General features: G+C 65.9%; 13 protein-coding genes and 1 pseudogene. 6 read left to right on the forward strand and 8 right to left on the reverse strand.

What is annotated here, in order from left to right; translation table 11 throughout:
- Positions 1 to 77 precede the first annotated feature (77 nt).
- Both AB0E02_RS27915 and AB0E02_RS27920 read right to left on the reverse strand, forming a co-directional pair.
- On the reverse strand, positions 78 to 2,396 hold the full coding sequence (locus AB0E02_RS27915; protein ID WP_362143845.1) for a benzoate transporter: 2,319 nt from the start codon (positions 2,394 to 2,396) through the stop codon (positions 78 to 80).
- Positions 2,393 to 4,486 (reverse strand): ATP-binding protein, encoded by a 2,094-nt coding sequence (locus AB0E02_RS27920; RefSeq protein WP_362143848.1) that lies wholly within the window; start codon positions 4,484 to 4,486, stop codon positions 2,393 to 2,395. The genes AB0E02_RS27915 and AB0E02_RS27920 overlap by 4 nt, the downstream gene beginning before the upstream one ends.
- 18 nt (positions 4,487 to 4,504) lie before the next feature.
- On the opposite strand from AB0E02_RS27920, the gene AB0E02_RS27925 reads away from it, so the two are divergent.
- Positions 4,505 to 5,995 (forward strand): hypothetical protein, encoded by a 1,491-nt coding sequence (locus tag AB0E02_RS27925; protein WP_362143850.1) that lies wholly within the window; start codon positions 4,505 to 4,507, stop codon positions 5,993 to 5,995.
- A gap of 337 nt (positions 5,996 to 6,332) precedes the next feature.
- Here AB0E02_RS27925 and AB0E02_RS27930 read toward each other — a convergent pair whose 3' ends face one another.
- The 4 genes from AB0E02_RS27930 to AB0E02_RS27945 form a co-directional block, all read right to left on the reverse strand.
- Positions 6,333 to 6,665, reverse strand: a complete 333-nt coding sequence (locus AB0E02_RS27930) for a hypothetical protein (RefSeq protein ID WP_362143853.1) — start codon at positions 6,663 to 6,665, stop codon at positions 6,333 to 6,335.
- 1,041 nt (positions 6,666 to 7,706) lie between these two features.
- Entirely contained in the window at positions 7,707 to 8,489 is a 783-nt protein-coding gene (locus tag AB0E02_RS27935; RefSeq protein WP_362143856.1) for a hypothetical protein, read from the reverse strand.
- 683 nt (positions 8,490 to 9,172) lie between these two features.
- A complete protein-coding gene (locus AB0E02_RS27940; RefSeq protein WP_362143859.1) occupies positions 9,173 to 9,601 on the reverse strand; it encodes a DUF6086 family protein in 429 nt (142 codons plus the stop codon).
- A gap of 297 nt (positions 9,602 to 9,898) precedes the next feature.
- A complete protein-coding gene (locus AB0E02_RS27945) occupies positions 9,899 to 11,167 on the reverse strand; it encodes a cytochrome P450 (RefSeq protein WP_362143863.1) in 1,269 nt (422 codons plus the stop codon).
- Between the two features lie 537 nt (positions 11,168 to 11,704).
- Between AB0E02_RS27945 and AB0E02_RS27950 the strand changes: the two genes are divergently transcribed.
- Entirely contained in the window at positions 11,705 to 12,664 is a 960-nt protein-coding gene (locus AB0E02_RS27950) for a helix-turn-helix domain-containing protein (RefSeq protein WP_362143866.1), read from the forward strand.
- A gap of 124 nt (positions 12,665 to 12,788) precedes the next feature.
- Positions 12,789 to 13,017 (forward strand): annotated as a pseudogene (locus tag AB0E02_RS27955) (IS5/IS1182 family transposase); the annotation flags it as partial.
- 9 nt (positions 13,018 to 13,026) lie between these two features.
- Here the strand turns inward: AB0E02_RS27955 and AB0E02_RS27960 are convergent.
- Positions 13,027 to 14,016: a CehA/McbA family metallohydrolase gene (locus tag AB0E02_RS27960; RefSeq protein WP_362143869.1), complete on the reverse strand. Its 990-nt coding sequence runs from the start codon at positions 14,014 to 14,016 to the stop codon at positions 13,027 to 13,029.
- A gap of 1,514 nt (positions 14,017 to 15,530) precedes the next feature.
- Here AB0E02_RS27960 and AB0E02_RS27965 point away from each other — a divergent pair.
- From AB0E02_RS27965 to dnaE, 3 genes are all read left to right on the forward strand, one after another.
- Positions 15,531 to 16,172 (forward strand): ScbR family autoregulator-binding transcription factor, encoded by a 642-nt coding sequence (locus AB0E02_RS27965; protein ID WP_362143881.1) that lies wholly within the window; start codon positions 15,531 to 15,533, stop codon positions 16,170 to 16,172.
- Positions 16,173 to 16,174: 2 nt separating this feature from the next.
- On the forward strand, positions 16,175 to 16,558 hold the full coding sequence (locus AB0E02_RS27970) for a site-specific integrase (RefSeq protein WP_362143872.1): 384 nt from the start codon (positions 16,175 to 16,177) through the stop codon (positions 16,556 to 16,558).
- 515 nt (positions 16,559 to 17,073) lie between these two features.
- Positions 17,074 to 20,673, forward strand: a complete 3,600-nt coding sequence (gene dnaE, locus AB0E02_RS27975) for a DNA polymerase III subunit alpha (RefSeq protein ID WP_362143884.1) — start codon at positions 17,074 to 17,076, stop codon at positions 20,671 to 20,673.
- An 804-nt stretch (positions 20,674 to 21,477) separates the two neighbouring features.
- Here the strand turns inward: dnaE and AB0E02_RS27980 are convergent.
- Positions 21,478 to 21,741: helicase associated domain-containing protein (locus tag AB0E02_RS27980; RefSeq protein ID WP_362143874.1), on the reverse strand; the 264-nt coding region annotated here is incomplete at its 5' end.

A 21,741-nucleotide genomic window follows, 5' to 3' on the forward strand; every position in this document is an offset into this window, starting at 1 on the left:
GCATGTGCCGGTTTTGACTGGAACACAGGGGGCGCACACCGGGAGCGCCGTGGCGTGCGTGCGGCGCACGGCTGAGGTCAGGTCTGGTCCAGATCGAGCCGGAACACCCGGACGCCTGCGTCACCTACCGCCATCAGACAGGGTGAGGAGGGCGTGGTGTCCGGGGAGGGGAGATGGGCGGAGAGGCTCGTGGTGGGCTGCCCGGTGACCAGTCGCAAAAGGGGCGTGCCGGTGGCGGCATCCCACAGGTGGATGCTGCTGCGGCCTGCCGCGGCCAGGAAGGTGCGCTGGGCGGGGCCATGGAGGCAGGTGAGGGCGGTGAGAGGGCCGTCCTCTGGGGCGAGGCGGACGGGGTTGGCGGTGAGGCCTGTGGAGGTGAGGTTCCACAGGCGGACGGTGCCGTCCTGGCCGGCCGTCGCGATCAGGGGCTCGATGCCCTGATGGTGGGGGCCGGCGGCGACGGCGTTGATGGTGTGCTGGCCACATCGGACGGTTGCGCCGTGCTGGGCGCGGGTGACCGGATCCCACAGTCTCAGGTTGCCGTCGGTCCCGCCGGAGGCGAGCAGGGGGCCGTCGGCGGTGTCGAGGACGGCGAGTGTGCGCACGCTGAGCCTGTGGTCACGGAAGACGGCCAGCTGTCGGTGTGTGAGCAGGTTCCACAGCCGGACGGTGCCGTCCGCGCTTCCGGTCGCCAGCAGGGTCGTCGTCTGGTCGGTAAGGGTGGTCAGGGCGGTGACGGGCAGGGCGTGGCCGGTGAGCGTGGGCAGCGGGCCGGCCGTGGCGGCGTCCGGCAGGAGGGGGTGCAAGGTGATGCTTGCGTCGCTGTGGGCAGCGGCGAGGACCAGCGTGCCGTCGATGCACGTCCAGTGAAGGGCGGTGGGCATCTCGCCCACAGGGACGGTACGGCTGTGGCCGGTGTGGATGTTCCACACCTTCAAGCCGTCTTCGGTGGCCACGGCGAGCAGCGGCTTGTGGGTGTGGGTAGCGGGCATGGCTGCGGCATTGATACGGCGCCATGCCGGGCGCGCCGGGCGGGCGGTGTGGCCGGTCAGGGGCCAGCTGCGGACGGTGTTGTCGGCACTGCTGGTGATGAGACGGGCGCGTCCGTGAGGGGTGAAGCCGGTCAGGGCGGTGACGGGCAGGGCGTGGCCCTGGAGAGCGTCGCCGATGGGGAGTGCGGTGTTCGCGTGCCACAGGCGCACGGTGCCGTCGGTTCCTGCGGAGGCGATGGCAGGGTGGCCGTCGGCAGTGCAGGTGGCCAGCGCAGTGATGGCTCCGGCGTGGAGTGTGGGGGATTGCGCTGCGGGCGAGTCGGGCGCTGACAGGTCCCAGATGGCGAGGGCTCCGGACTCGTCCCCTGTCGCGTAGTGGCCGGTGGCGGGCAGGGCGATGATGGCGCGCAGCTGACCGTTGTGGTGTGTGCGGGTGGTCAGGGAACGGCCGTCCCACTGGCTGACGGTGTGGTCCTGGGCGATGACCAGGAGCGTGCCGTCGGCGTCCGGCGGTGCTACCCCGGTGAGGAGAGCGGGCGCGGGCGGCAGCACGGGCAGAGGCAGGTCGATCGGGCGGTAGGTGGCGGTGTTCAGGGCAGCGAGGTGGCCGTCGCTGTGTGCGGCGAGCAGCACCGGCGGATGGCCCGCGGGCGTGTAGAGGATCAGGGAGCTGACCCAGGTGCGGGGACGGTGGTGGACCTGGCTGATGAGACGGCCGCGGGCGGTGTCGACGATACGGACCGTGCCATCGGTGCTGCCGGCGGCGAGCAGGCCGTCCTGCAGGGGGAGCAGGTGCTGGACCGCGCCGCCGTCGGTGTGTACGGCGGTTGCGGCGGGGGTGCCGTCGGGGCGCCAGAAACGAACGGTTCCGTGCTCGTCGCCGCTGACGAGCACGTGGCGGCCGGCGGGGGTGGTGACGTGGGCGAGAGCTTCGATGCGGTGGTCGGTGATGGACCAGATGCTGTCGGGCGGGGCGCAGTCGCTCCACAGCGGGCTGACACGTGAGCCGGCAAGGCGGCTGGTCGTGGGCAGCTGCGAGGGCGGGATGCGGCGGAAGGCCGCGGCGTGGTGGGCGAGGTGCAGGCTGGCCAGGCGGGAGGTGGGGTCGGTGCTGTTGAGGAACGGTTCGAGGGCTGCCCACGCCGTGAGCCAGGACTGTTCGGCCTGAGGGGTGTCCTGATGGTGTAAGAGGCGCCGTACGGCGGCGCTGCTCTCCCAGGGCAAAAGGGCAGGGGGGACATGAGCGTCATTGAGGACGTTGCCGTACGCGGCGTGCTGGGCAAGATGCCGGCTGAGGTAGGGGTGGGGCGGGATGGTGGCGTCATCGGTGACGAGCGCGGCCAGTGCGCCGGCGATCTGGCGGTGGATGTCACCGTGGTGGGCGCCCGGGTGCCGGCCGCTCATGCCGGTTCCTCGTGGTGCAGCAGCTCGACGTTCAGGTCGCGGAGCGTTTCGGCGAGTGCCTCGTGGGCGGGACGGTAGACGCGTCGGTCATCTTCATGATCGTGCGCGAGGTAGCCGTTGAGTCTGCTGTCGAGGAGCTTTTCGATCATCAGGTCGGGGCTGTCCAAGGGGCGCCCGAGGAACGGGCCGGCCATGGTGGGCCAGATGGTCGACCAGGGAACTCCGGTGCCGAGCGCATAGGCGCTGGCACGCAGCAGCGCCAGGGCAACGTCGGGAGGAAGCCCGTCTGCCTCCACCAGCATCAAATCGCGCTGCAGCAGGCCGGTGGTGCCCGCCTGCAGCGTGCGTTGCCACTGCGGTTCGCTGACCGCGGCGGCGGGATCGTCCGTGGTGCGCAGTTGTTCGCCGGCCAGTCGGGCATCGAGGAACGAGGGCCAGACCAAGGGGGCGACAGCCCGCGCCGCTGACAGGGCGGTGTCACGGTGCCGGCCGTCGGCGCAGATCAGCGCATGCAGGTAGTCGACAATGTCGTCTTCGCTAGCGGGGTCATCGGTCCGTTCCACGACTGCTGCCGGGAAGACGCCACGCAGGGTGTCCAGCAGACCGTGTTCACCGTTGTCGGCGGGGGGAGTGGCGGCTTGGGTGACGGGCCGGCTGCTGCGTACGCCGACGAGCAGGCGCAGCGCTGCCGCTTGATGGCCCTTGCGCTGGCCCGGCAGGACGGCGGGAGCCGCCAGCGCGGGGGTGCAGAACGGGCTGAGCGGGGCGAGGACGTCGTCGATGATCCGGTGGGGTTCGAGCGCCTCGTCCAGGCCGTCGACGACGATCGTCACCGAGCTGTGGGCACTGCGAAGGTGGCAGGTGAGCTGCGCCGACCACACCGCGACAGCGTCCTGGCCCACGTCCGGGGCTTTTGGGGCGAGCCCAAGGCCCCTGAGTATGTCCGCGACGACGTCTTCGGCCATGCGATGGCGGGCCAGCACAGCCGTGGTCACCGAGCCCTCCGGCGGGACGGTGTCCGGCTCGGCGTCTTCGAGCGCGTCCTTGTACAAGGCATTCTCACGGAACAGCGGGTCGCTGAGGGTCACGGCACGGGCTATGACGGCTGACTTGCCGCTGCCGGCCGTACCGGTGACCAGCATCACCCCCCGCAGCTCCGAGGGCTGCAGGAAGGCAGTGAGCTGACGGTTGAGACGATTGCGGCCACGGAAGTACCACCCTGAATCATGTTCCTGCGGCCGCCCGCTGGCGCGGTCGAGCCAGTAGTCGTCCGCGGGCGTGGCGAGCTGCTGAAGCGAAGATCCGACCAGCTCACGCACCAGGCGGTAGCCGGGATTGGGAAGGCAGGGCGTGGTCCTCGTCTGGCCACTGCCGTCGATCACCCGGTGCAGCCGGTGCTTGGCCTTCGCCGCGTCCGTGCCCAGCTCGTTCTCGAACTCCGCCATCAAGGTCGCCACGCTCAAATGCGGAGTGGTGATGCCGGCAGTGGTGCGCAGACGGTTCCACACGCCGCGCAGCACGGTGGAAAAGCGCAGGACCTGGACGGGGGAATCATGGTCACAGGTGGCCAGCACATCGAGCTTGCATGTGGTGCGGCGGCTTCTTTGGATCTCCTTGTACAGCGCGGGCAGTTCTGACTGCAGCGCGTTGGCGTAGCAGGTGTTGACGATGACCAGGACGTTTTCGGCATGGGAGTCGAGGGCCGCGGTGACGATGTCACAGGTGCGGATGGCGGTGGCCAGCTTTCGCCGTTCGTTGGTCTGCGGCAACTGCAGGAAGTGAGTCTGTGAAGTGCCGGTCATGCCGTGTCCGGTGACGAACAGCACGAGCGCCTGGCCGGAGATCTCGCGTACGTTCTCCCGTTCGAGGAACCGCTCGATGTCGTGGCGGCTCTGCAGCTCCGGTGCGGACACCTGCCGGTAGGCGGACCACCACTCGCGCACTATCGCCAGCTGGTCGTCGATGCCCTCGGCGAAGCCCTCTTCGCTGTCCGGGTAGTCCCGCACCGCCACGGTGAACAGGGTGCGCTGTGCCTCAACTTCCGCTGCAATGCTGCCAGTTCGCTCAATCTCGCCCGCCCCGTTCTGCATCTCTTTATTGTTCCAGCCATGAACCAGCCTCCGCAGTCGAACGCTGCAGGCCGCAGCTCCAGCGAGCTGCCGTACAGCTTGCCGGGCCTGTCGCCCAACACCACACAGGACGCGGTCGTCGTCGTTCCCGGCATCATGGGCAGCGAGCTGTACGACACCACCACCGACACCGTCTTATGGGGGCTGGCCAACCCGGGCTGGCTCGGCAAAGCCTGGACGACCCGCAAGGGGCTGGAGCCCCTGCACCTGACCGACGACGAAAGAGGCGGCAAGACCGGCCGCGTCAAAGCCCGACGGCTGCTGCGCACCCCGGCATGGAGCCCCTTCCTGCGCGGCATCGAGCCCTACCACGAGCTGCTGACCACGATCAGGAAGACGGTCGCCCACAAAGACGCGATTCTCCCCTTCGCCTACGACTGGCGACTGCCCGTGGCCGCCAACGCACTGGAGCTGGCCGCCGCGGCCCGCCGGCATCTCGAACAATGGCGTCGCCACCCCGCCCACACCGCCGCACGCAGGCACCGCGTCGACGAACGCGAAGGCCGCCTGGTGTTCATCGCCCACTCCATGGGCGGGCTCCTCACCCACGCCGCCCTCGCCCTCGGCCCCGACCGGGACCTGGCAGCCGACACCCGTGGTGTGATGACCCTCGGCACGCCCTTCCACGGCGCGGTGATGGCCGCCTCCATCCTCAACACCGGCCAAGGAGCCCCGCTGCCCCTGCCACACGGCAAGCTCAAGACCCTGGCCTCCACCATGCCGGGCGTCCATGACCTCCTTCCCCGCTTCCCCTGCCTGGACGAAGGCCTCAACGTCCGGCGACTGACCCCCACCGACGTGGCCGACCTGGGCGGCGACAAGGACCTGGCCGTGCAGTCACAGGCCTTCTACGACAAGCTGCGCGGCCACACTCTGCCCAACCACCGTGCTGTGGTCGGCATCAGCCAGCGAACCTTGGAGTCCATGACCCTCAAAGACGGGGTGGTCACCGGATTCGAGCACACCTTCCGCGAGCACACCGACGGGGAGCTGATGCGCGACCCCCACGGGATCCCCCGGCGCTTCCCCGTCGGCGGCGACGGCACCGTCCACAAGGAAGCCGCATCACCCACCCGCCACATCATCCCCTTCTCGCTCCAACATGGGGCCCTCGCCACCGGCGAGGCCGCCATGGAAGCAGTCACCTCGTTCCTGCAGGAAGACGCGCACCTGGGGCCTGAGCAGGCCGCCTCGGGCCTGGGGCTGACCGTTCCCGATTTCATCACCCCCCACGCCACCTGGGAAATCCAGATCACCGGAACCGACGACCCCGCCGGCATCACCTGCACCATCGCCGGCGTCGATGGCGACTTCACCAAGCGCGCACGCCTCTACGCCGATGACGACGACGCTCTGACCGCACGCATCCAGGTCCCCGACGTCGGCCTGTACCGGGTCACCGTTGACACCGACGGGCCCGCCCCCCTGACCCAGCTTGTCCTGGCCGGCTCCGATGCAGACGAAGACTGAGGGGAGACGAGGCCTGACGGGAGACCAGGACTGACGGGAGACGCGTGCGAGCGAGGGCGCTGCGTCGCGGCCCGCTGAGGGCAGTCGCGCCTAGCTCAAGCCACTCGCCCTGAGCACACCGATGGCGGCGAGCACAGTGCGGAGCAAAGGGCCGCCACTGACGGTCGCCGCCTGGCTGCAGCGGCGGGCATGCACCCGGCAGGAGCTAAACACCCCCCCGCAACTGTCATGGCCTGCCGCTGCTCCGCCTCGCACTCCCACCCTGGAGGGCCGGCAGCCACGTCCCTGGCTGTGCACGGCCTCTTCTCGCCTCCCCAGAACCGAGCGGTCTCGCGATCTACGCGGCCGGCTGTGTGACGTTCCGGTGGCGGCAGTTGGCCACTGCTCCGTCTGCCATCTCGATCTGCCCGTACTCGTCGCAAACAGTGCAAGCGGCGATCAGCTCGGCGCGGCTCGGCCCTGAGGCACCGCGGCCCTGCTGAGGGAGCGGGTTGTGCAGAAGATGAGGGGTGAGTCGTTGCCATCCCCGACCGGGCAATTCAGAAGCCAGGCGTGAGAGGTGTGCGACGAAGGGCTCGTCCGCTCGCGACGCCAACAGCTTCTTAGCCTCGGCATGAAGGCTTTGCAGGATCTTCTCGGTCGTCGGCGAGCCCACCTGCTCGGCGGCCACAGCGTAGGCGTTCACTACGGCCGCCGCAGCTGCGTCGGAACCAGACACGGCCTTGCTCGCCGACGGGAATGCCGTCTCTCCTCCTTGCTTCCCATGCTGCGCCGACGTTGACGGTGCTGCCGGACGCTGAGGCTCACGAGAGAGAGGAGGTTGTTGTGGTTCTAGTTCGTCTTGTTCCACCCCCAGCGATGGGGGTACGAGCCCCCCGCTGCTGGGGGTACGTACCCCCAGCAGCGGGGGTACGTTGCGACCTGCATTTTTTCTCGGTCGCGGCGCTATTTCCGTACCCCCGGAGATGGGGGTACGGGGTGCAGCCGACGAGGGTGCAATGAACAGGCGAACCGGAGGGAGAGGCATCCTCGTCTTGCGAGCGGCAGCTCGCTCTGCGGCCACTGCTGTGCAGTGCTCCTTGAGGGCTGTCTGGACTGCGCACAGCCAGGAGTCGAAGGCCGCCTCGCGAGACTTCCGCTCTGCGGCGGTCTCGTGCCTTCGAGCCCTGTTCGCTTTGTGCCACTCGCCGAGTGAGAAGGCGCCGCGGTAGCCGGGTGGTGGCGTCTGGTGGACGATGTACCGGTTTCGGCTGCGGAGGCCGCCGGTACTCCGGATCACGTCGACCGCTCCCAGTACTTCCAGCTCCAGCAGGTACGGGGTGAGATTGTCCGGCTTCTTGACGCCGAGTATCCGCGCAAGGGTGTAGAGGCTCGGCCACACCTCGGTGTCGTCGCGACTGACGCTGATGTGCGCGCTCAGGGCCCAATAGAGGGTGCGTGCACCCATGCTGGCGCCTGAGAGCAAGAGCCAGTCGCCCAACTGAGTAAACGGAGCGCGTCGACCGACAGCGACCTCGAGGGCCTCGTCCAGCTCATTGGGGTCGGGCAAGCCGCTCATACGGCGCCTCCTGGCGGCGTTGAGAGGCTGTCGTCGGTCGTACAGAGCAACGGTGGTCCTTCCCGCGGTGGGGTGCGCGGTGTGCGGCAACATGACGCGTGCTGCCGTGACGTGTATCTATGTGCGTTCGGGGCGGCGGCGAACGCGCGACGTCTAGTCATCGAGCACCATCAGCCCCATGGCGTCTGCTTCGGCCCCCAGGGCTGGAAAGAACTCGCCGAGTTCCTCTTCTCCGCGTTGCCCGACCGCGGTCAGTCGCACCCTGGGGCCGCCGGCCGCGCGGAAAGCCCAGTTGTGCTGTGAGATGTGCGCGCCGGGGGATCTGAGGGGCTCGCCGAGCTGAACGATCCCGGGGCCGAGGGCATGGTGTACCAGTACCCGCTCGTCAACGTCCGGAGCCGGCGCGGCGGTCGCGAACAACGAGCGCATGGCGGGGTCCTGGCTGCACCGCAGAGCCATGGCTTGCAACAGATCGTTATGACGATGCCGGGCCCGGGCGCCGCGTAATGCCGTCATGGTGCGGGGGGCCCACGTTTCCCACCAGTCGGGGCAGAGCACGGTGCGCGCGTACTCATCGAACAGGACATAGTGGTACCAATTCATTGGCACGCGCTGGCCCGGAAATATCTGTGCGAACGCCGCATTGAACGTCAGAATATTTCCCGCCAAGTCGCATACGAACGACAGGCCTTCGCCCGTTGCGCAAGGGAGAAACGGCTCAAACTCGATCTCGGCGTCGTCCCACAAGGGGAACGGAGGCATTTCCCCGCGGGCGAAACTGTAGAGGCTCTCCCACCCCCGCGAGGTGAAGCGCAGGATGCGGGCCACGGCTCGCAGGTACTCCGGTGCGGGGTTGTCGAGGCTGCCGCGCTCGAGCCGTCCGTAGGTGCCGGGGGTGCGCGCGATCTCAGGATCTGTGCTGAGCAGCTGATCCATGTGGGCCTGGGTCAGGCCCGGTGACCTAAGGCCGCGCGGATCTCCACGGACGAACCCCATGCTCGACGGTTCGATGGCGGCGCGGCCCGCCTGCAGCAGGTATCGCAGCGCCTCCGGATCAGTGGCACCACGTTTCCTCCTGGTGCGAGCGGAAGCCCGGGTAATTGGGAGTGCTCGAAATACCTTCAAAGAATCCCCCTGGATAAGCACGAGTTGGGCAGCGATCATGGGTGTCTGCCGGGAGCGCGCCCGCGCGCGCATGCGGCTGAGTGGGCATTTCGTCCTGGGCGCATGGCTCACGCCGCCTCGCTCAGGACGACGGCAGGCATCACGCCGTCACGAGCGGGCCGTAAGGCCGTTCGATAAAACAGGACAAGCCGCCCCTCGTGGGAGGGACGGCCACCACAACTCACTACCCGAGTTCACTGCGCTACCCGGACCGGGACCCAAAACCCAGTTCCTCGGGCGCGCCAAGAGCGTGTGCCACCACGCGGCAGCCAGGATAAACCGAATCTTGCCCGAGCCGGAAGCCTTCCACGCGCGAAGGCGTCGAGGGATGGGTTGAGTCTTGCCTCTCAAGAGGCTGGCACGTTCGAGAGGTACCTGAGCGGCTGCCGGTGCCATCGCCGTTGCCCACGTTCGTACTGGCTGGCGAGTCCTCCTCGGATGTTGGCCGACCAGCCTCAGCTCGCCATGAAGCGGGCCAGCTCGCGTGACTTCTGCCGCAGGGCGGCTGCCCACGCGCCCTCAGAAGAATGCGGGGCCGGCGGGACCTGAACATCCTTGAGTTCGCCGCTCTCGGCCAAGGCGGCCGGGTGCCAGTTCACCTCGATGCCCGCTCTCCCCGCCAGGACCAGCACCGTGGCAACGAACCCTTCGGATAGGGCGGCCATGACGGCGTGGCTCATTCTCCGATGCCACGCGAGCAGGGCGTCGACGAACGCTTTGAACGCCCTGGGGTCGATCTGGCACTCGTCAGCCTGCATGGGCCCGATTCCGGACGGCAGACCCAGCTCGGCTTGATAGACGCTCACCTGGCTCATGAACAGGCGGGAGGCGCCGTTGGACGGGTTCCACAGCGTCTGGTCGCCCATGTCGTAGTACTGGCTCAACGCGGCCTCTCCTTGCTGGTCATACCGGCCAGCGTAGTGAGCACAGGACATTACGGTCAGTCAGCGCTTCACGGAAAGTGAGCCAGAACCACGACTGCTCGATAAGCCACCTGGAGCAATGAGAAACGGTCTACGCCTGACCATTGAGTCTGAAGCGTAGCTGTCGGTGCCGACAGCGAAGGAGCAGGAGCATCATCTCGGCCACGGCTCATGAACGTGCGTCAGACTGTCGTTCACGGCGATGAGGGGAAGGGCCGCGCAGCATGTTCTGGAGAGTCCGCCGCACCTGTCGTGTGCTCAGGCGCCGGCGCCACCCGAGGGTTGCCGCTGCGGCCGTCGGGCGTCGAGCTTGACAGGCAACTGCAGCACTGAGTTAGAGATGGCGGAAGGGATCGGCGAGAGATCGGATTCCTCAACCGCAAGGGCGAGGTGCGGGTACCGAGCGAAGAGGGCCGGCAACGCCGTGGTCGCTTGCAGGCGGGCGAGATGAGACCCGAGGCAGGCGTGAGGGCCCGCGCCGAATGACATATGTCTGGTCGTGCGACTGACGTCGAATCGGTCAGCATCAGCGCCGTGACATGCAGCGTCACGGCCGACTGCGCTGTAGGGAGCGATGATGGCCTCGCCAGCCGGAATAGTGACGCCCGCGACGATGATGTCCTTGAGTGCGTATCGCGCGAGGAAGTTGGCCACGGGTGAGTCCCAGCGCAGGGTTTCCTCCACCACCGCTGCCCAGGCCGCAGCATCTCCGCCGACGGCCATCGCACGCTGGTCGGGATGGGTGAGCAGCGCACGAGTGCCGTTGACGAGAAGGCTTCGGGTGGTCTCGTAACCGGCGGAGACCATTAGCCACATCGTGTCCGACAGCTCCGTGTCAGTAATGACCCCGCGGTCCCGCTCGCTGATCAGGTGAGTGGTCAGGTCGTCGCCGGGGTGCGCTCGACGGAAGTTCACGAGGCCTTCCATCAAGGCGACGATGCTCTCCTGGGTTGTGACGACTTCCTGGGCGTCGGCAGTGTGATTGAAGATGCTGTCGACCAGCTTGCGTATCCGCTGACAATAGGCCTCAGGCACGCCGACGAGCTCGCAGATCACGCTCAGAGGCAAGGGGGAAAAGAGGTACGCGCTCAGGTCTACCGTGCCCTCTGCCCCTAGGTGCTGGGGCAGGTCATCCAAAAGATCGTGCACGAGGGCAGCGATGCACGGCTGTATGGACTTGACCCGCTGCGGTGTGAGGAAGCTGGTGACCGTCCGGCGCAATCGGCGATGGTCGAGGCCGTCGGCCGTCACCATGTTGGTCACCTTGACCATACCGGTCAGCGGCCAGCCCTCGGGGAGCTGGGCGCTCCAGTGGGACAGGTCCTTGCTGAGCACGTTGTCCGCATCGGCGAGCAGCTCAGCGAGGAGATCTTGACGGGTGATGGCCCAGCCGACGATGCCGTCGGGTAACTCAATCTGTAAGACCGGCCCGGCGCTCCTCAGGCGGTTGCCTTCTGCGTGATGGTCCGTGCCGGCCAGGTCGAGTTTGACTCTGGGTATGTCAACAACCCGTGATTCGTTTGCCATGCCTGTCTCCGAAAGCCGTCGAGGTGCCCGCGTTCGTCGAGGGCGGGAACGACGGTAACCTCTGCCCGGCACCGACAGGCCGTTCGTACGCGACAGACCGATGGGGGCCAGTGCCGACGTCATGGGAAGCCGGCTCTCCACAAGCGGATACGGCACCCAGCATTCGGAGATGCCGCGCTTGATGCCTGTCATGCCGGCAAGGGGCAGTAGTTATGCCACGCTCGGTGGGCCGTACGCTCTGTAGGACGGAATCGCAGGGTGCGGAGCCGCGGGCCGCACGTCATCACGTGGCAGACCGCACCCCACCCTCCAGTGCCCGCAGCACTGGGCCCCGAGCGTTGTGAGTTCTCGGTCAGCTCCCCGCGGCCGGATTTCGTCCGCTGTGGGCCACGCTGCTTGCCCCGTGGCGACATGATCGTCGTATCCTCCTGCTGCGCCGCCTTCCCGGTGCGCTGGGGCATCTTGCGTCGTTCATCGGCCGTCTAGCGTCGCCCTGCTGATACAACTCCCACAGACTCGCGCTACCAGGGAGCAGGCGTGCTGAACGAGACGGTTTTCCGGAATGACGACGTGCCGGCGGCGGAGCGGCTGGCCCACTGGGCGGAACGACTTAGGCAGACACATGCTCCTGTGCGTGTGACTAGCGACCAGGCCCACGACTTCCGGGCCTCCCAGCGTGTGCTGGACCTTGGGGCGGTGACCTTGTGGCCGGCCACCTTCGAACAGCTGGTCATACACCGCACACCGAAAATGATCCGGCAGTCCGATCCGGAGCAATACCACCTCTCATTCATCATGGGCGGAACCGGGGGCTGCACCTGGGACGACCACCAAACCATCTACAAGCCCTCCGACCTGCACATCAACGATTCCTCCCTACCTTGGGAGGTCCACACCGGGGATCCGGTCACGATCGTCGGGATTGAGGTCCCCAAGGCACAGCTGCCGCTACCCCGCGTCATGGCGCCCAGTGCGATACCCCGCCACATACCAACCCAGGACGGGATCGGAGCGCTGCTGGCGCAGTTCCTCACCCAACTGGTCACAGACACGACCAAGTACCAGCCTGCCGACGGACCGCGGCTGGGAACTGTCCTGAGCGACTTGGTAGCAGCACTCTTCGCCCACACCCTCGAAACCAGCAACGCCCTCCCCCCGGACATCCACCGCCGCACCCTCATCCTGCGCATCAAGAAGTTCATCCGGGAGAATCTGCACGATCCACGCCTTACCCCTACCGTCGTCGCCAGCACGCACGCCATCTCCACCAGCTATCTGCATCGCCTCTTTCAGGACGAAGAGGAAACCGTCGCCGCTTGGATCCGCCATCAACGCCTGGACGCCGCTCGCCGAGACCTCACGGATCCGGCGCTGGCCTCCACCCCCATCCGAACCATTGCCGTTCGATGGGGTTTCCCTCGAGCAGCGGACTTCAGCCGCGCCTTCCGCAACGCGTACGGCCTTTCGCCGAAGGACTACCGGAGCCAGTCGCGGTAAGTCCGCAGTACTCGCGAAGTGGCGGGGCTGAGGAACGTGGCGCAGCGTCTCGCTGACTTCGGAGCTGTAGGCAGAGGCCGCTGACGATGAGCCGGGCGAGGGCTGTGGAACTGTGAGCACCGACCGCCGCCTGCCGTGGAAGTGGGGCATCCATCCGGTGATCGGCCCACGCGGCATGGCCCACGGCCCCGGGGCTCGGCAACGTGCGTGGGACGGTAGAGCGAGTCTCCGCCTGGCCGCACCAGTTGAACCGCTCCCCGCCCCGCTACGAACGACGCGCCGACCTCCATCAGGGCCGGCTCGAACTGGCCCGCAGCCTCAACCGCTGCCGTCGCCTGCGCACCGCCTGGTGAAGCGAGCGGTCAGGTCAGGATGATCGGATTGGAGAGCGCGGCGACGTCCCCGTTGGGATGGCGGACCTCGACACGGACGAACGCCGAGTCCTCCGCGGTCGTGTCCCACTGCACCGCACCTGGCCCGTCACCGGGCAGAGACACATGGTGAACCGTCCCTCGATCGGTATGGAATCTGACGGTCCCCCACGGCACACCGTGTACTGCTGCCCGCACTTCGACCCGCCCGCCCTGAGCTATGAGCCGTTCTCCCACCCCAGCAACGCGACCCTCGACATTGGCGGTGAACGACAAGCCCACGTCCGCCGACTCGGCGATCCAGCTGCGGCCCGAACCGATTCCGGCCAGGATCGCCTCCGTACTCAGCTCCTCGGCGAAGACCACGGTGTGAGGGATGCCGATCTGCCCCTCCAAGTGTGTGTCGCTGTTGCCCATCGCCGGCCGCCACGAACCCGTCTGGATGTCGGCTGCGAGGCTCCGCCCCCACTCCGCCAGGGCGGCCTCGTTGTCAGCGTTCCAAGGCCGGTCCGAAGTCCACAGCCCGTTCCATACCTCCACCACGTCGAAGCCCCCGAACGGGAACCTGAAGTCGCCCGACGGATAGGGCGCATGCGGGTGTGCGGCCACGCACAGGCCCCCTACTCGATGGACCTGGTCCAGGCACTGATCGATCAGTCCGTCCCTGACCTGGTGGTTCCAGTCAACGACCTGGCCGGGGTTGGTGCCGAGCGCGAGCCAGTGTCCGGTCTTCGTGGTCACTTCCTCACCGAGAACGATCAAGAAGTCATCGGCGGCCAGATGCCCCCAGGCGCCGGGTGCTGCAGCTGAGTTGTGCTCTGTCGTCGCGATGAAGTCGAGCCCGGCAGCGCGGGCCCGAACGGCCAACTCTTCGGGATGGAGTTCCCCGTCCGAGTGGACGGAGTGGACATGGCAGTCCCCCCGGTACCAGGCCGCTCCGCGTCCGACCGCCCGCGCCGGCGGGAAGCTCAAACTCGACAAGTTCTCCCCCCTCCAAAAAGTCCTGCCGAGACAACGCGCAAGGTGAGCAACCGGTTCCGTCGGGCCACTGAGCGCCACTTCAGCCGAGAAGGCAGACGACCGGGAGCCGCCCGGCCCCATTCGGCATTCGCCGGTTGCACGCACCCCGGGCCCGTGCACAGTTCTTAACTAACGCTTTCCCGGCTACGACGGTTCAGTAGAAGACAGTCGCAGCTCGCGCTGCCGAGTGCCTACTGCCGCAGTGCAGGAGGCTCAGCCACGAAAGTCCTGCCCGAGACACCTTCACTTGTACGCCGGCATGGAATCGGTGAAGTTGACTCATTGCTAAGCAGCTGTGGTCTGAGTGCTAACGACTTTGCGGTGTAGCCCTGGGACCCTTGATGACACGGGTGCCAGGGCCAGCCGGTTCCTGTGGATGGATGACTTCGCGATTCGAGCGCATCCGCGGGGGAGGCGTGCTCGTGACATCTACGAGACCCGGTGGCCTCCTTGGTCCGCAAGACCGGCGCAGCGGCTACGGCCGCAGCGTCACTCTGCTGTGGACTGGCATCTGCGATGTGCCCCTCCACCGGGACGCCTAGACGAGCGGCGAAGACGCCGTCACCCAGGCGAACCGACGAGGGCGGCCATATCAGGAGCTGCCCCTACCCCTTGATGCACCGTCTGCTGCCCAAAGAAACAGACCATATCGTCTGTAGTGGCGGAGAAGCCCTGCGTCGCAGGAACACCTTCCACGGCAGATTCAGGTCCGTGTCGCAGGGGCGCTTCGAGGTGCACTTATTGGCTTTGAACTGGGGAATTAGGGATTCTAGGCGAGGAGTAGAAGCCACTGGCCCCTGTGCGCGTTTGGCTGTAACTCACTCCTCTTCTCGCGTCGCGAGAAGAGGAGTAGCGCTAAACAGTCGCTATGGTCTACTTTTAAGAGCGGCACAGGGCCTGTCACGTGCAGAGGATTGGCGTGAGGGGCGACAAAAACCTGCTTGTGCGGCCAGGGCTGCTGGGCGCGGTGACGGCCCACGACGGCTCGCTGTTTCGGTCACACCCAGGCAGGCCACCGCAGCGCAGACCGACAGGCTGACACCGATTCAAGGAGGTGCTGTTTCGATGGGGGACTGATCGGCTATGTCATGGGCCGGCCGCAAGCCTCGACCAGGAAAGCCGCAGAGCGGCGTGTGGCCGCCCCGAGACGGAACGGCCACCAGACTCTAGCCCGAGTCTCACACCACACTGAGAAAACCCATTCTGCATGGTGCTTCAGTGGGACGTGTGCCACCACGCCCCGCTGAAGCAGCTTACCGATAGCTCACCTATCAGTCACCAAGTAGCGGTGTAGATTTGCAGTCGCGCTGGCTGACGGACCCTTACGCACGCACGTGGGTTCGTTCGTCAGGCGCTGTGATCTGACCAGCACCTTCCTCGACGGTCGGGTCAGGACCACTCAAGACCAGCCGGACCCTTCCGGAAGAGGATGGACGTACTTGGAGAAGCGGACCCGATCAACGCAGGCCCGAGCTGTGAGGACGCGACAGCGGATTCTCGAAGGGGCCAGCAAGGTGTTCAATCAGCGCGGCTTCGGTGAAGCGACCATTGCAGAAATCATCGAAGCTGCAGGAGTCACGAAAGGGGCTCTCTACCATCACTTTGGAGCCACCGGGCCAGTAGCCGCAAAGGTCAAAATAGCGCAGGCGATTCTTGAGAACACGTTGACTCAAGATGGTCTGGTGGAGCGGGAGTCCAAGCTCCAGACATGGATCGATACCGGGATGCTGCTGTCCTATCGGCTTCCTCGAGAGCCGGCGTTGCGCGCTGCTCTGCACCTGGCGGTACACCACACGGCGCGCGACACATACGGGACACCATGGCCTGCCTGGACGGGGGTTACCACCAGTCAGCTCACCGAAGCCCGAGCGAGTGGTGAGCTTCTTCCGCATGTCGATCCTGCTGCCGTCGCTCGCGTACTGGTCGGTGCGTGGGCAGGACTGGCCGTCCTCACGAGCGCTATTGACGGCGATCTGCAGGCCTTCGAAAGGGAGAGCGTCAGACTGTACGAGCTCTTTTTGCCGGCGATTGCTGTGCCCAGCGTCATCATGCACCTCGACTACGCTGCGGACCGCGGCGAGAGGGTCTGGTCCGAGTATGTCAACCGTGAGAAGTGAAAGTGGAAAATATACCCTACTATGCCAAGTTGTTACGCGAGTACCTGGTCGGGATCTACGGTCCGGACGACTCCCTCCCGGACTTAGCGGCTGACTGGATTGCGCGTTACCCCAGCCCCAACACCCAACGCTCTTACAACCGTTCCTTTAGGCTGTTTGTTGCATTCGCGCGTAGGCGCGGCATACACCCCATGCAGTTGGAGTCTAAGCATGCGCACGATTTCGCCGCATACTTGACCACCGTGACTGGCCGAGAGGACAAGCCACTCTCCAGCACAAGCCGCAGATCCATGCTGTCAGCAGCCAGCACCTTCTATCAGCACTGGTACACACTCAAAGGCGACTACACTAGCCGTAATCCATTCGCAGATGTTCCTCGCTCCTAATGGATGGGTGTGCATGTTCGCGGGACGCACCTCAGGAATATCGTCAACACCGGGGACTGGTCAGCACCGTGAGGATGGCTTTCTAGCTTTCCTCTCGTGATTCCAAAGGCCACCGAGATTCCAAGTCGACAGAGCATCACTGCCGCCCTTCATTCCGGCTCGTATGAGCCTCCTGGACTCCATGCCAGACAGTGGATATCCGGCATAGGTGAGGCTGTGCAGACGAGCCAGCTGTCAGACCGTGTTGGTGTTGCCCGCGCCGCCTTGGCACCGGGTTCCTCGCGATCCTTTGAGCCATGTTGTCGGAGCGTCGCCGTCGGGACGGCACGGCCCGCAGCAGCCACGCAGTAGACGCGCCGCGCCGAGGCGGCACAGAAGATACTTCCAGGCCTGTGCAGGTCAGACCTGCGAGCCCACAATTTGACCGCGTTTGACGCCTCAGGAACCGGCGTTTGAGTGGCTCTTGGCCACTATGGTGGGGCGCTCTGCCGAGTCGAACTGGAGCGTCTCGCCTCATGGTTGACAGTTTCGTCCACCTGCACAATCACACCGAATACTCGATGCTCGATGGTGCCCAGAAGCTGAAGCCGATGTTCGCTGAAGTGGACCGTCAGGGCATGCCGGCAGTCGCGATGTCCGACCACGGCAACATGTTCGGTGCGTACGAGTTCCACCAGGTGTCCAAGGGCTTCGAGAACGTCAAGCCGATCATCGGGATCGAGGCGTACGTCGCGCCTTCCTCGCGCCGCAACCGCAAGCAGGAGTTTTGGGGCCCCGGCGGGCAGCGCGCCATGTCCGACGACGGAGAGGGATCGAAGGACGTCTCCGGTGGGGGCCGCTTCACCCACATGACCATGTGGGCCGAGAACGTCCAGGGCCTGCGCAATCTCTTCTACCTGTCCACTGAGGCGTCGTACACCGGCCAGTTCCCGGCCGGCAAGCCGCGGATGGACATGGAGCTGATCAGCGAGCACGCCGAGGGCATCATTGCGACGACCGGATGCCCCTCCGGGGCGATCCAGACCCGGCTGCGCCTGAACCAGTACGACAAGGCGCGCGAGGTCGCCTCCGCCTACCAGGACATTTTCGGCCGGGCGAACTACTTCCTGGAGCTGATGGACCACGGCCTGTCCATCGAACGGCAGGTCCGGGACGGCCTGATGCGACTCGCCAATGAACTCAACATCCCGCTCTTGGCCACCAATGACGCGCATTACATCCACGCGGACCAGGCCGACGCGCACGACAACCTGCTGTGCATCGGTGTCGGCAAGAACAAGGCCGACGAGAAACGGTTCCGTTTCTCGGGCAACGACTACTACCTCAAGACCGCTGCCGAGATGCGCGGGCTGTTCTCGGAGTTGGCTGAGGCGTGCGACAACACGCTGCTGATCGCGGAGCGCGTCGAGTCGTACGACGAGGTCTTCGACAACGTCGATGAGATGCCGCAATTCCCCGACGTGCCGGCGGGGGAGACCCAGGAGTCGTGGCTGCGCAAGGAGTGCCTGAAGGGTCTCGCCAGACGCTACGGCGAACCGATGCCGGCCGAGGTCATGGAGCGGTTCGAGACCGAGATGTCGGTCATCGGTCCGATGGGCTTCTCCTCCTACTTCCTCGTCGTCGCGGACATCTGCAAGTACGCACGTGAGAACGGGGTGCCGGTCGGCCCGGGCCGTGGCTCGGCCACCGGCTCGATCGTGGCGTACGCGACCCGCATCACGGAGCTGTGCCCGCTGGAGCACGGCTTGCTCTTCGAGCGGTTCCTCAACCCTGAGCGCATCAATCCGCCGGATGTCGACCTCGACTTCGACGACCGCCAGCGCGACAAGATGGTGCGCTACGTCACCGAGAAATACGGCGACGAGTACACCGCCATGGTGAACACGTTCGGCAAGATCAAGGCCAAGAACGCGATCAAGGACAGCTCGCGCATTCTCGGCTACCCGTTCCAGCACGGGGAGCGGATCACGAAGGCCCTGCCCGAAGACATCATGGGCAAGTCGATCCCCCTGGATGGAATCTTTGACCCCGAGCACCCGCGGTACGGCGAGTGCGGCGAGATCCGGCAGATGTACGAGAACGAGCCGGACGTCCAGAAGGTCATCGACACCGCCAAAGGTGTCGAGGGCCTCACCCGTGGTACTGGTGTGCACGCAGCCGCGGTCATCCTGTCCAAGACCAAGCTGACCGAGCGCATCCCGCTGCACATGCGGGCCAAGGACGGCGTCAAGATCACCGGCTTTGACTACCCCAGTTGCGAAAACATGGGGTTGGTCAAGATGGACTTCCTGGGCCTGCGGAACCTGGGCGTCATCGACCACGCCATCCACAACATCCGCGAGAACCGTGGGGTCAAGCTCGCCTGCGTCGATCCGATGGACGGCGACACCGAAACGGTCGTCATCCCCCTCGACGACAAGACGACCTTCGAACTCCTCGGGCGCGGCGACACCTTCGGCGTCTTCCAGCTCGACGGCGGCGGCATGCGCGCCCTCCTGAAGCTCATGGAACCGTCGCGATTCGAGGACATCGCAGCGGCCCTCGCGCTGTACCGGCCCGGCCCGATGGCCGCCAACGCGCACACCAACTACGCGTTGCGGCAGAACGGTAAGCAGGAGCCCGACCCGATCCACCCGGAGCTGAAGGAAGTCCTCGACCCGATCCTGGGCTCCACCCACCACCTGCTCATCTTCCAAGAGCAGATCATGGCCATCGCCCGGACCCTCGCCGGATACACACTCGGCGGGGCCGACATGCTGCGCCGCGCGATGGGCAAGAAGAAACCCGAGGTGCTGGCCGCGGAGTGGGAGAAGTTCCACGGCGGCATGAAGGCAAACGACTACTCGGAAGAGGCCATCAAGGCCATCTGGGACGTCATGTTGCCCTTCTCCGGGTACGCCTTCAACAAAAGTCACACCGCCGGATACGGCTTGGTCAGCTACTGGACCGCCTACCTGAAGGCGAACTACCCGGCCGAGTACATGGCCGCCCTCCTGACGTCCGTCGGAGACGACAAGGACAAGGCCGGCATCTACCTGGCGGACGCCCGCAAGCTCGGCGTCACCGTCCTACAGCCCGACGCCAACGAGTCCGTCGCAGAGTTCGCAGCCGTCGGCGACGACGTGCGCTTTGGCCTCCGGTCGGTGCGCAACGTCGGCGACAACGTCATCGAGGCAATCGTCTCGGCCCGCAAGACCAAGGGGAAATTCAGTTCGTTCGCCGACTTCCTCGACAAGGCCGATCTGCCGGCGCTCAACAAGCGGGCGGTCGAATCGCTCATCAAGGCCGGAGCCTTCGATTCGCTCGGCAACACCCGCAAGGGCCTGACCGCGATCCACGAAACGGCCATCGACGCGGTGGTGCCGTTGAAGAAAGCTGCTGCGTATGGGCAGGACGACCTGTTCGCGGGACTTGGCGGGAAAGGCGGTGATGACTCGGCCGGCTTCGGCATCGACCTCAGCATCGACGACAGCGAATGGCCACGCAAGCAACTGCTCTCCACCGAGCGCGAGATGCTCGGGATGTACGTCTCGGCACACCCTCTGGATGGCACCGAGCACATCCTCTCGGCCAACCGGGACATCACCATCCCTGAGCTACTGGCCTCCGGCCGCACCGAGGGCATCGTGCGCCTGTCGGGTCTGATCACCAGCGTCCAGCAGAAGATGACCAAACAAGGCAGCGCATGGGCCATCGTCAACCTCGCCGACCGTGACGGCACAATGGAGGTCCTGTTCTTCCCCGCTGCCTACCAGCTCGTCATGGGCGCTCTGGTCGAAGACAGCGTGGTGTCCGTGCAAGGCCGCATCAACGACCGTGACGGCACGATCAGCATCTTCGGTCAGGAAATGCAGGTGCTCGACGTTGCCTCGGCAGAGCGCACCGGCGCAGCGCCCGTCCTGCTCAAGTTCCCCTACCACCGCATCAATGAGCCCGCGCTCAAGGAACTCAAGCGGATCGTGGGGGCGCACCCGGGGGAGAATCCGGTCCACCTCTCGGTGCGAGGAGTGCAGAAGACCATCGTCTACCAACTGCAATCCACTGTGAACGCGACCACGATCGCCTCTGACATCAAGGGCAGCTTCGGCCCAGATGCCTGGCAGGGCATGGCGTGACACAGAGAGACACGGAGAGAGGCGAGGAGGCCGCCCTCCAGCGTTGCTGTGCCGGTGTTGCCACCGCGGAGAGCAGCCTGCCGACGAGTTGATCGCGCTCTTCACCCTGGACGGGCTACTCGGTCACAACGAATGAGACGTTCGGCGAGTGGTCGTTCGGCGGCGGGGTGCGACTGGCGCGCCCGTGGCCCGATGCTTCGGGGCGTCGCCTCACCGGAGACGCTCCGGCCCACGTTGCACTGGCCGCCAGTGAGGGGCCTCGCGTGCCGATGGCGCCGAGCCTCGGGCGGTCTCCACTGGCCTGGGACTACGGCCGCTGCGGCACCCGATGATCTGCTGGGCGCTGCGCATCATCTCTTGGCCACATTGCCAGGTCGCTCACCGGCTTGTTCTGCCGGCTGGACTGCACCTGCTCGTGCCTGTTGACGGAGGCAGACCGGCTAACGCCTGCCCGAGCTCTGCCTTCGTCCCGTCGTGGTCTCGGTGCGGACCGAGAGTGGGGAAGTGCGGACACCTGAGCCGGGAGAAACCGCTTTGACCGACGTGCACCAACTCTTTAGGCCGCCCGACTGCCCCGGTGCAGTGATCCTCTGTGCCCTGGGAAATCCATGACGGGGGAGGCGGTGGGATTGCGCCGAGGTGGCGAGGTCGGATGTCCGGAGTTCACGCAAGAGGCGGTTGTACTCCGTCTCGGTCGTCGGCTGACTTCACAAGGAACCTTCTGGCCCTTCTCACCTGCCCGCCCTCACATTCCTTGTTACGGCATCGCGGCCACATCATCCCGGCTGTCGGCCTCCGCGACTTCTATGTCCATCGCATGTGGATGGCGGTGAGTTGTTGTACTCGTTGTGGTGTCAGTGTTGTGGCTCTGGATCTTTGGTTGTTGATCCATGTTCCGAGCCGTAGGTGGTGTTCTTCCGCCCCCTCACCGCTGGCCTCGCGGTCGCCCGTCCTGTCGCCTACGGTGATGGTCTCGATGTGTTTGCGGGGTACTTGTAGGTGGCCTTCGCGTTGGTAGTACTGGCGGGCTGCGGCGTAGTTCTTGGACCACTTGTCAGCTTGCGTGTG

Source organism: Streptomyces sp. NPDC048196 (assembly GCF_040652715.1).
In the GTDB taxonomy this organism is placed as follows: Bacteria; Actinomycetota; Actinomycetes; order Streptomycetales; family Streptomycetaceae; genus Streptomyces; species Streptomyces siderophoricus.